This window comes from Vulcanococcus limneticus LL (genome assembly GCF_002252705.1).
GTDB classification, from domain to species: domain Bacteria; phylum Cyanobacteriota; class Cyanobacteriia; order PCC-6307; family Cyanobiaceae; genus Vulcanococcus; species Vulcanococcus limneticus.
On record NZ_NQLA01000072.1, the window covers coordinates 1 to 10,211 of the forward strand.

Genomic DNA, 10,211 nt, shown 5'->3' on the forward strand with positions numbered 1-10,211 from the left:
GCTGTGTGCCTGGTGCGTTTCATGGTCGAGTCCCCGGCCCAGTCTGGCCGGATGAGGACTCTCATTCACCCTGGACCGGTTTCCGGGGTCCACGTCAGTAGCGGACCATGGCTGCAGGGTTGGATCAGCTGGATTAGGGGGGTCTGCAAAGGCACTCGGCGGGGGTCGGGGGGGCTAACGCAGCTGCAGAAACACTGGGTATCGAGGGATCGACAGAGAACAGGCTCCGCCCTGCGCCTCCTGGGTACCCCACGAGGCATTGACATCTGGGGTTGACTTGTGTAGCGATAAGAACAGATGACTATCGGACCCGAGAACCAGTGCCTTGTCGGGGAAGCCCATGTCGAGAAGCACTTCACCGCAATGAACTTGCTCAAATCCCAGCAGAGGCTTCGCTGTGGTTCATGGAAGAGAACCCCGCCCGAGAGTGGTTCATGGAAGCCATTCTATAAGCGTTAGGTTGTTCATGGCACGTCAGCAGTCGCAGTTATTTGTCGCTCCGGGAGAAGTGATAAGCCTGCTCAGCAAGGAAGAAGTAGCGGTTCAATTCAGTGAGTGGGAGAGCGAGTTTCCCGCCAACCGAAGGGATATTCATGTCGACGACTACGCGTGGCATGTCTTTAGCTCTAAGCGCTACGCAAGTGTCAGCGGAGAAGCGGCCATTGCCGAGTACAACAGGCATGAGTCACTCAGATACCTGGTTCTCTCCAATGACCGAGATCAAGGCCTTGTCACCGACCAGCGGCCGACGACCGTATCGATCTCCGACTACCTTGTTTGTCCGATTAACTGGGCTTGGACGATGGCATTTACACACGAGGATGGTTGGCTTGGCCCGTACTTCGCGCGGCATCGCGACTACGACAAGTTAGAGACCGCCAACCGAGTAGGACTTCGCAAGCGTGACGAGGCAGCAGCGGCAAAAGAGCGCGGATGGTCGCGGTGAGCAACCTAACTCAATCGTTAGCTACACAGAAAGGCCTCACTGAGTATCCTCATAGTGATGGTGGCGATCGCGGATGCTGACAATCCTCAGAAGCGGCCCTTTGAGGTTCTACCTCTACAGTCACGAGCCAAACGAACCTCCTCATGATCATGTGGATAGAGATCAGGCATCATGCAGAGTCTGGCCCTCTCCGGTCGCACTTTCCTCCAGCCTTGGCATTCAGGCCTACAAGCTTCGTGAGATTGAGTGGCTGGTCAGCATGAACAGAGCTATCCTGCGGAAAGCGTGGGAGGAGTTTCATGGCTAACCCTGGCGAGCGGGTCACCGACGTTGCCTGCACAGAGGACAAGCTGACTGTCGATCTGGCGGATGGACGATCCATCTCGGTGCCTGTCGCCTGGTATCCGCGTCTTCTGCACGCCACCTTCCAGGACCGCGTGAATTTGGAGATTGCTGGGGCGGGCTATGGAATCTATTGGCCAGGTCTTGATGAAGACTTAAGTGTGGAAGGACTACTTCGTAGAGCGCCGGCGTCCCAGGCCAAGACCCTGATCAGCTAACACCGCCATGGACTAGAACCGCCACCGAAGGGACTGCATCTACATCCCTGGCCCTGTGCGGCATGGTGATGGCAAGCGTTATGCAGACGGGAACAGCGAGATGATTGAATCCCTTGAAGTGCCACAGCTCCGGTATGTAGCAATTACGCCAGACCGATGGAATGACTTCGAGACACTATTTCTGAGTAGGGGCGGGCCCAAAAACTGTTGGTGCATGGCGTGGCGTGCATTGCCCAGTGAAAGTCGCGGGGTTAGCGCCGCCAAGATGGATGCTATGCGAAACCGCATTGTGGGCGGGCAGCCTGTTGGTCTTCTCGGATACCGAGGAACCGATCCCGTTGCTTGGTGTTCAGTTGCCCCCCGTGACTCCTACCGCCCTTTGGGAGGTCTTGACGACGATGAAAGAAAGGTATGGTCACTCGTATGCATGTTCGTGAAACGTGAGTTTCGAGGTGTGGGCCTCGGCAAGGAACTCATCCGCGCTGCAATCCAACACTCCCGCCTTCAGGGCGCTGACATTTTGGAGGTATATCCGGTCGATCCTGAGTCGCCCAGCTATCGCTTTATGGGCTTCGTGCCAACGTTCCAAGAGCTCGGGTTCAAGGAGGTTGGGCGTGCCGGTAGCCGTCGGCATGTGATGCGCCTCGACTTGCGGTGAGAGATTTCCTGCGTAGGCCGCATAGCATCACGGGGCAGTAGATGGCCGTAAAGATCATCTATTGAACTGCAGAAGTTGCTCCCGCTGCTGATCGCGGCGTTTACTGGACTTCAGCCAAGGGTTCGGTGGGTTGACCAGGGATGACCGACTGATTAGCCTTATCGAGCTAAGCTATCTTTACATCCAGATGGAGGAGAGCACGATATTGACGAATTTGAACTCGCTATCCCAGGCGTCCAGCCGCTCGATTTCTCTGAGTCAGGTTTGAGCCAGTTCCCCGTAAGCTTTGAGAACAACGGCTCGCCGGTCTTGCGGACGTTGTTCGGCGACGTTCAGACCTTCGGAGCCCGCATCGACTTCAAGACGACATCGGCCTTCGCGCTGCCCGAAAACCTGTCGAGCTACCTTTTCGAGATCGTTCCGGAGAACGAGGAAATTCGGGTAACCGCCATGAGCAGACTCGAGGCCGAGGCCGCACTAAAGGGCGAGACCGATTTCGACATCGAAGTCGGTGGCGACGGTGCTTCGTCTGGCGGCAGTGGCGGAACTGGGGGCTCCGGCGGTGGGACGGCCGCCGCGCGTAAGCCCAAGCTCAGCAAGAACCCGTAACTTCTCGACAAGCGAAAGAACGTCCCGACCTCCCTGCCCGGCCTGTTCTTCGCGCTTGCCAAGGAGATCGTGCTGCCGCCTGTCACCGCGACAGCAGGTGCCAGCGGATCAGCAGGCGGATCAGTAAGCGGCTCCGGCAGTGTCAGCGTCGAGGGTACCTTCGTCTTTCAGATCCCAACCGGCGATTTCAGGATTGAGTTCCTAGCCGACAGGAGCCGATAAATCGGATACTCCGGCCCCCGCCCTAGGCACCGCCATCACGCGTTCGAAGCATCGGGTCCGTCTATCCGTCTCATCAGGAGCGGCGTCAGGTACATCAGGATCAGCTAGCACCCAAATTGACATTGTTACGGCTCGATGAAGCTAGTGGGCAGTGCGCCAACACGCTGTGCGATCGCGCGATTTTCCTGCACGCACTTGTCACTGGAGCGAGCGCGGGCGGACTAGCGCGCGTCACTCAGTTCTCGCGCTTTAATCGCCTGACCGCGCATTTAACTTCTATTGGCATCCTGAAGATGACTCGCATTCATGTTGATGAACTCCCATCAAGAGGGAGATAGCTCTTTTCACGTTTCTTGTCACCAACTGTACCCTTGCATGAAGCTATACACATCAGCGGCAATCGATATCATATTCAATTCCGACAACCAGTTAACAGTTGGCCCGGACTGCCGGGCTACATTATCAGCTCCAAACAGGGTGATGCGATGACAACAGTCGTCGATACCATGAAAGAAGGGTTCTTGTATGGATTAGGAATGGAGTGGGCTTCTAAGCCAGCGCGCTTTTGTGTTCACCATCACCAGCGCCAATGGCACCGGCGATGCACTGGAAGCGATGGGCGGTGAACAAGGCTCGGATCAAAGCCGATGACGCCCTTACACAGGCCCTCATAGGCCGGACCAAGCAGCTCGTCGGTGCTCAGCTGCCAGCGCTGGGCAAAGCGCCGTGACTGGCGATGGGCAAAGCCCAGGTGTTCGCAGGCAAAGGCTCGCTCGGCGCTGGTCATCGGCCAGCGGAGTCGCGGATGCATCCGTTCAGTTGAGGGGCGGGAGACTACCCAGGGCCACCGGTTGGCCAGGTGCGGCAACGGCTGCCCCTGGATGCAGGGCGGCACTGAGCAGCGCCCGCGGCGGCGTGGGCTGGTGCAGTTGCACGGCTACAGCGAGCATCAGCCCGCTGATCACACCGCCACGAGCCGCTCAAGGCAGGCGAGCGGCAGCGGAGAACTGAAAGGCTTCCGGAATGTCAGGCAGGGGAGGACGCTGCCTGGAGCAGGATTCAGTGCATGACCATCAACCCTGGCGAGCTCAGCCCAGACGACTGGCAGCGCATCTGCGCCGCCCTGCGCTACCTGGGCCGCGACCTGCACCACCGCTCGTTTGCCGTCACCCAGCAGCGCCGTGAACTGCTGTGGCAGGAGATGGATCAGTGCCTGGCGCTGGCCGAACGCCTGGAGGCCGGGTTCCCGGCTGAGCAGGACCACGCGCTGGAATGAGCCGATCCGGACCCCTCTGGGCTGACGCTGCCTCCCGCCATGGAATCCCCCCGGCTGGCGGACCCAGAGTCCTCGCTGCCGGTGCATCCGCTGGTGCTGATGGCCTGGGAGCCCAGTGGCTCGAGGCCAGCGGCCCTGGTCGATCAGGGTAGAACCTGCACCACGACGCTGACAGGTTTGGCCGCACCGCCCCACTGGGCCTAAACAAGGGGGTGGTTCCAGGTCCACAGCTCGATGTCGCAGGCGCAGCTCGATGCCTTCATTGCGGTGGTGCGTGCCGATCCCGCCTGGCAGGAACGCCTCCTTGGGCTGGAGGCGGACCCTGTGCAACTCGCCGAGACCGTGCGGGCAGCGGGCTATGACCTCAGCGACCCGGAGATCCTCTGGCTGACGACCTGCCAGGAGTGGATGTCCGAGGAGCCCCCGAGCGCAGGCGCTGGCCACCAGCCCCTGGGAATCTGGGGCTGAACCAGGCTGGCCCCATCGGGCGAGCTGGCTAGCCTCAGCGCGATGACCCATGCCCTGGTGCTGCTGGCAAGCGCGTCGCGCGCCGAGGCGCTGCTGGAGTGGCTCGATCGGCAGCTCGCCTTCGTGGCCGGGCTCCCCCTGGTCACCACCGCTGACCTGGCCGATCGGCTGCAGGCTGATCCGCGCACGATGGACCTGTCGCTTCGGGTGCTCCCCTCCCTGGCCGACGGTGGCGACATCCAGGTGGCCTCCCAGGTGCTCACAGGCGGTGTGGCGGCCGTCATCGCCTTCCTCGATCCACTCGATCCACCGGGCACCCCGCCCGATGCCCGGCTGCTGATCCGTGCCTGCGACCTGGCCGCCGTGCCCCTGGCGCTCAACCCCGCCAGCGCCGATCTGGCCCTGCGCGGCCTGGCCCATGGCCGCTCGGCTTACCTGCTCTTTAACCCGGTGGCCGGCCAGGGGGATCCCAATGCCGATCTGGCGCTGATCCGCTCGATCCTCGAGCCGCAGCTGCTGGTCACCGTGCTGCTGACCCAGCCCGACAGCGATCCGGCGGTGCAGACCCTGGAGCTCGTCGAACTGCTGCAAACCCGCCCGGCCGGCGAGCCGGGCAACGTGATGATCGTGGCCTGCGGCGGCGACGGCACCGTCTCGGCGGTGGCGGGAGCAGTGGCAGGCACCGGCATTCCGCTTGGCGTCATTCCCCGCGGCACCGCCAACGCCTTTGCCGCCGCCCTGGGCATTCCCACCGATCTGGTAGCCGCCTGCGACACGATCCTGGCCGGCCACACCCACGTGGTGGACGCCGCTCGCTGCAACGACGTGCCGATGGTCCTGCTGGCCGGCCTCGGCTTCGAGGCCGGGATGGTGGACCGCGCCACCCGTGAACTCAAGGCCATGCTCGGCCCGCTCGCCTACGTGCTCGCCGGCACCCGGCAGCTGGTGGCCCAGCAACCATTCCAGGCCCGCATCGAGATCGACGGGGCCATCACCGAGCTGCAGGCGGTCGCCATCACCGTGGCCAACGCGGCCCCCGCCACCTCCGTGCTCGCCCAGGGCTTCGGCCAGGTGATCCCCGACGACGGCCTGCTCGAGGTCACCATCGCCTCGCCCGCCACCCGCCTGCAGGGAATCAACGCCCTCGCCTCGCTGATGGCCTCCGCCGTGGTGCAGTCGGCCACCACCCATCCCGATCTGCTCTGCCTACGGGCCCGGCGCCTCACGATCAGCACCGATCCTCCCCAGAAGCTGGTGATCGACGGCGAGATCCTGGAGGCCGATCCCGTGACCTTCACCTGCCAGCCGGGCGCCCTGACCGTGTTCGCGCCGCTGCGAGCGCCGTGAATTTCGCCTCCGAGGCGAGCATCGCCACCAAGATCCGCCGCATGGCGGCTCGCGTGCGCTGGGGCCAGCCCGAAGTCAGCCGCCGTGGCCTCGATCCCTGCCGGATGGCGATCGAGGGCGACCCCGCCACGCCCGAGGCCTTCAGCTTTCTCGTGCTGGGGGACAGCGGCACCGGTCGCCATCGCCGTGGCAGCCCCCAGCGCCGGGTGGCCGAGCAGCTCCTCGCCCATGGCTCCGACGCCCGCTTCCTGCTCCACACCGGCGATGTGGTCTATCTGGTGGGGTCCAGCGAGCAGTACCGCGATAACTTCATCCGCCCCTACCGCGAGTGGATCGTGGGAGGCGACGACTGGCGCCGACTGGTCTACGACCGACTTGTCTTCCGGGTGCCCTTCCTGCCGGTCCTCGGCAACCACGACTACTACGACATCCCCGTCCCGCTCGCGCTTCTCGCCGGCCTCACCGCGCCAGTGCGCCGGTTGCTGCGCGCCTGGATCGACCTGGATGTGGGCTGGCACGGGTCCTTCGTGGGGCAGGCCTGGGCGAATGCCTTCCTCGACGTCCTCGCCGCCGTCCCAGAGCACCAGCTCACCACCCATCTCGACGCCACACGCACCGCGGTGGTCGACGGTGCCCCTTGCCTGCTCTACAGCCCCGGCCACTTCACGCGCCTGCCCAACCGCTACTACGCCCTGCGCTGGGCCGGTGTCGACGTGTTCGCCCTCGACTCCAACACCTTCAACCAGCCCCTGCCGCCGGAGCCACAGGGCCCAGCTGAAACCAGCGCCCGCGAGGAGGGGCTGCGCCGGCGCCGCCAGGCATTCGAGCTTGAACGGATGGCGCTGCTGCGCAGCCTGGATGGCGGTGACGACGACGATGCCCGGGATGACCGGGCCGCGAAGTTCGAGCAACTAGCCGAGCAGATTCGCGATCTCGACAAGCAGCTGGCCAGCGGAGCGACGGCGCGGGCTGGCCTGGCGCCCGAATGCGATGGGGCCCAGCTCGACTGGTTCGCTGAGGCGTTGATCGCATCCTGGCGCAACCCGGCGGTGCGGGGCCGCCTGCTGGTGCTGCACCATCCGCCCTACGTCACCGAGGCCAGCAAGTGGGACCAGGGCCAGACCTTGGCCGTGCGTGCCCAGCTGCGCCGCGTGCTCGATCGCGTGGCCGCCGCCCTCGGCCCGCTGCCGGCCGGCCGACCCCTGCTCGATCTCGCCTTCAGCGGCCATGCCCACTGCCTGGAGGTGCTGTCCACCGGCGACACCGGCCATGGCGATGCCCACATTCCCTGGGTGATCTGCGGCGGAAGCGGCTACAGCCTGCGCCGCCAACGGAAGGAAGGACCAGACCTGAAGGAGGGGCCACCGGGCGCGGAACGGGATGTGGCCCACTCGCGCCTGTTCCTCGGCCGCAGCGGCCGGGGCTCCAACCTGCGTCGCGCCTATTCCGCCCTGCGCGTCGACGTGGCAGCCGGCAGCCCCCTCAGGCTCACGCTCACGCCCCTGGTGGCCGAGAAGGCTTCAGGGACGTGGCAGTCCTATGCGTTGCCAGGTTTGCAGCCCTAACTGCCCTGTCTCAGCAGGCTGTTGAGCTGACAAGGGGGCGGCCGAGCTGGTCACCAGCAGGGTCCAGGTCAGCAAGTCATGGGTTGCCGAGAAAGTCGGTGTTGACAACAGCGTCCTTGATGGAGATCTTCTTTGGAATCAACTTGAGGTCGTAGAAGCGGTTGGCAATGTCCTGTTGGCTGATGACGTCATTCTTTGTGATTGGCTGCACGCCGTACTTGCGGCGACGAGTAGCGCGTTCCAGATCCACGGCATCAACCTTGAGCTGAGGCGCCAAGAACTTGGCAACCTCTTCTGGGTTGGCATTGGCCCAGACATCAAGCTTCTGAACCTCGTCGAGGATTCTGGAGATCACCTTCTTGCGTTTCGTGGCGAAGTCTCGTGATGCCAGATAGAAGGTAGGGTTGCCGACCAGCCCTTTGCCATCCACCAGCGTTCTGACATCCAGACTGCGCTCCACGACCGCATAGAACGGATCCCAGGTGCCAAAGGCATCAACACTTCCTTGCTGGAAGGCCGACCGGGCATCGGCAGCCGTACTGACGAAGACAGGCTCAATATCCTTCAGTGACAGACCGTTTTTCTCGAGGGCAACGAGCAGCAGGTTAAAGACGTTCCAGCCCTTGCCAATCGCCACCTTCTTACCCTTGAGATCTTTGATCGAGCGAATCGGAGAATCCTTGCGGACCACCACGGCAAGCCCTCTGGGATAGGGAGGTTCCTTGGCTACATAGACAAATGGGGTGCCGGCTGCCTGGGCAATGATTGGCGGGGTGTCCGCCGCATGGCCAAAATCAATGCTTCCTACATTGAGAGCTTCCAGCAACTGGGGGCCAGCGGCAAATTCATTCCACTCCACTGAGATGCCCAAAGGTGCCAGGGCTTTCTCGAGTGCACCGCGAGATTTGAGTATGTTTAGTGTGTTGAACTTTTGATAGCCAATTCTAACTCTCTCAGCGGCGACTGCTGTCGATCTGCTCCCTAGGATTGCACCAGCCATGGCCAAGCCAGCAGACACCAGAAAGGATCTACGGCCGAATCGCTTGCCAAAGGATTCGGGAAGACTGATGGTCATCTTGCTGGGCTCGCGATTGGTCTCTATGGCTCGGCATTAATTCAAGTGCAAGTGTTCCCGCAAGGTTGTGCCCGCAAACTCTTGACGGAAAAGGCCGCGACCCTGCAATTCCGGCACAACGTGGTCAACAAACTCGACGAATGAGCCGGGCAGATAGGCTGGCGAAATGGCAAAGCCATCACAACACCCATCGCGAACCATGGCCTCCATTTGATCGGTCACTTGCTTTGCGGTTCCCACCAGCTGGGGAGTCAGCACACTTTGGCCATAGATCTTGCCAATCTCCCGCAGGGTGAGATTCTGAGACTCACTGATTCTCAGCACGCTCTCCACCAGGCCTTGAATGCCAGTCGTGGAGATCTCACCAAGTGGCTCGTCGAGGGAATGCTTGGCGAAGTCGTAATTGGCGTGGCTTGAGAGGGTGGAGAGCCCCACCAACGGATGCACCAACTCATTGTGGAGGCGTTGCTTGTCGATGGCTTCAGCTTCTGTTGTGCCGATCAATGGCATGACGGCTGGAAGGATGAGGCATTGGCTCGGATCACGACCGGCCGCTTTGACCCTTGACTTCATGTCGACATAGAAGCTCTTGAGGCGTGCCCGATCGGGCTGAACCGTGAACACCACTTCCGCCCATCGGGCCGCAAAGGCGCGTCCCCGCCCCGAGGATCCAGCTTGGATAATGACCGGCCTACCCTGGGGGGAACGGGGGATGTTGAGAGGTCCTTTCACCCTGAACCAGTCGCCATTGTGATCGATGGCATGGATCGCGGTTGGATCTGCGAAGTGGCCGGTGTCTTTGTCTAAAACAAGGGCCTCGGCAGACCAGCTATCCCACAGACGGAAGCAAACGTCTAGAAACTCCTCCGCCTTGTCATAGCGTTCATCATGGCCCAAGTGGCTGGTCAGTCCGAAATTTGCCGCTTCAGAGTCGTTAACGGATGTGACCACATTCCAGGCAGCCCTGCCACGACTGAGATGATCAAGCGTTGCAAATGTACGTGCAATGTGATAAGGCTGACAGTATGTTGTTGAGCGCGTTGCCCCCAATCCGATCGATTTAGTGTGGGCACTGATCAAGGACAAGACGGGAATGGGATCCATTCGGGTTGCATCTTGATCGCCATAGCGGAGCCCCACATCCGAGGATTGACCGAAACTACTGGAGATTGCCAGACGATCAGCAAAAAACAGTAGATCGAATTTCCCCCGCTCGAGTGTCTCTCCGATCGCTCGATAGATCTCTGGCTTTAAAAAGTCAATCCGTCCGAGTGGGTGCCGCCAAAGTGCATGGCTATGGGCACAATTGCCAGCAATCATGAAGGCGGCTAGGTGGATTTGCTTCAAGACTTCGTGGCAGGTGACTGGAGGTGATGACTATCGGCTTCCTAGGGAAACTCTGGACAATAGAGGCTTGAGTGCCCGCTTAGATCAGCCAATATTCTTTAAGCCTGGATTGGCCTCTAGCGTCGCAAGCTGGTGGCT

General features: G+C 61.6%; 12 protein-coding genes. 9 read left to right on the top strand and 3 right to left on the bottom strand.

Annotation, left to right across the window (positions count from 1 at the left end; translation table 11 throughout):
• Positions 1-466 precede the first annotated feature (466 nt).
• From CJZ98_RS18065 to CJZ98_RS16335, 5 genes are all read left to right on the top strand, one after another.
• The gene (locus CJZ98_RS18065) at positions 467-946 is read left to right on the top strand and encodes a DUF4275 family protein (RefSeq protein WP_108723320.1); all 480 of its coding nucleotides are present in this window, start codon (positions 467-469) and stop codon (positions 944-946) included.
• A gap of 73 nt (positions 947-1,019) precedes the next feature.
• Positions 1,020-1,253, top strand: a complete 234-nt coding sequence (locus tag CJZ98_RS16320; protein WP_094592180.1) for a DUF4160 domain-containing protein — start codon at positions 1,020-1,022, stop codon at positions 1,251-1,253.
• Entirely contained in the window at positions 1,246-1,506 is a 261-nt protein-coding gene (locus CJZ98_RS16325) for a DUF2442 domain-containing protein (protein WP_094592181.1), read from the top strand. The genes CJZ98_RS16320 and CJZ98_RS16325 overlap by 8 nt, the downstream gene beginning before the upstream one ends.
• A gap of 274 nt (positions 1,507-1,780) precedes the next feature.
• The gene (locus tag CJZ98_RS16330; RefSeq protein ID WP_232756563.1) at positions 1,781-2,164 is read left to right on the top strand and encodes a GNAT family N-acetyltransferase; all 384 of its coding nucleotides are present in this window, start codon (positions 1,781-1,783) and stop codon (positions 2,162-2,164) included.
• Between the two features lie 264 nt (positions 2,165-2,428).
• Positions 2,429-2,773, top strand: a complete 345-nt coding sequence (locus CJZ98_RS16335) for a hypothetical protein (RefSeq protein ID WP_094592183.1) — start codon at positions 2,429-2,431, stop codon at positions 2,771-2,773.
• Between the two features lie 799 nt (positions 2,774-3,572).
• Here the strand turns inward: CJZ98_RS16335 and CJZ98_RS16340 are convergent.
• The gene (locus tag CJZ98_RS16340; protein WP_198537905.1) at positions 3,573-3,782 is read right to left on the bottom strand and encodes a hypothetical protein; all 210 of its coding nucleotides are present in this window, start codon (positions 3,780-3,782) and stop codon (positions 3,573-3,575) included.
• Positions 3,783-4,061: 279 nt separating this feature from the next.
• Between CJZ98_RS16340 and CJZ98_RS16345 the strand changes: the two genes are divergently transcribed.
• The 4 genes from CJZ98_RS16345 to CJZ98_RS16360 all read left to right on the top strand — a co-directional run bounded on the left by CJZ98_RS16345 (position 4,062) and on the right by CJZ98_RS16360 (position 7,651).
• A complete protein-coding gene (locus CJZ98_RS16345) occupies positions 4,062-4,271 on the top strand; it encodes a hypothetical protein (protein WP_232756562.1) in 210 nt (69 codons plus the stop codon).
• Between the two features lie 234 nt (positions 4,272-4,505).
• Complete coding sequence (locus tag CJZ98_RS16350) at positions 4,506-4,739, top strand: Nif11-like leader peptide family natural product precursor (RefSeq protein ID WP_094592184.1); 234 nt, start codon at positions 4,506-4,508, stop codon at positions 4,737-4,739.
• A gap of 42 nt (positions 4,740-4,781) precedes the next feature.
• Positions 4,782-6,086, top strand: a complete 1,305-nt coding sequence (locus tag CJZ98_RS16355; protein WP_094592185.1) for a diacylglycerol kinase family protein — start codon at positions 4,782-4,784, stop codon at positions 6,084-6,086.
• Positions 6,083-7,651 (top strand): metallophosphoesterase family protein, encoded by a 1,569-nt coding sequence (locus CJZ98_RS16360; RefSeq protein WP_198537907.1) that lies wholly within the window; start codon positions 6,083-6,085, stop codon positions 7,649-7,651. The genes CJZ98_RS16355 and CJZ98_RS16360 overlap by 4 nt, the downstream gene beginning before the upstream one ends.
• 76 nt (positions 7,652-7,727) lie before the next feature.
• Here the strand turns inward: CJZ98_RS16360 and CJZ98_RS16365 are convergent, their stop codons facing one another.
• Together CJZ98_RS16365 and CJZ98_RS16370 are read right to left on the bottom strand one after the other, a co-directional pair.
• Complete coding sequence (locus CJZ98_RS16365; protein WP_094592186.1) at positions 7,728-8,726, bottom strand: sulfonate ABC transporter substrate-binding protein; 999 nt, start codon at positions 8,724-8,726, stop codon at positions 7,728-7,730.
• A 36-nt stretch (positions 8,727-8,762) separates the two neighbouring features.
• Entirely contained in the window at positions 8,763-10,073 is a 1,311-nt protein-coding gene (locus CJZ98_RS16370) for an LLM class flavin-dependent oxidoreductase (RefSeq protein WP_198537909.1), read from the bottom strand.
• Between the last annotated feature and the right edge of the window lie 138 nt (positions 10,074-10,211).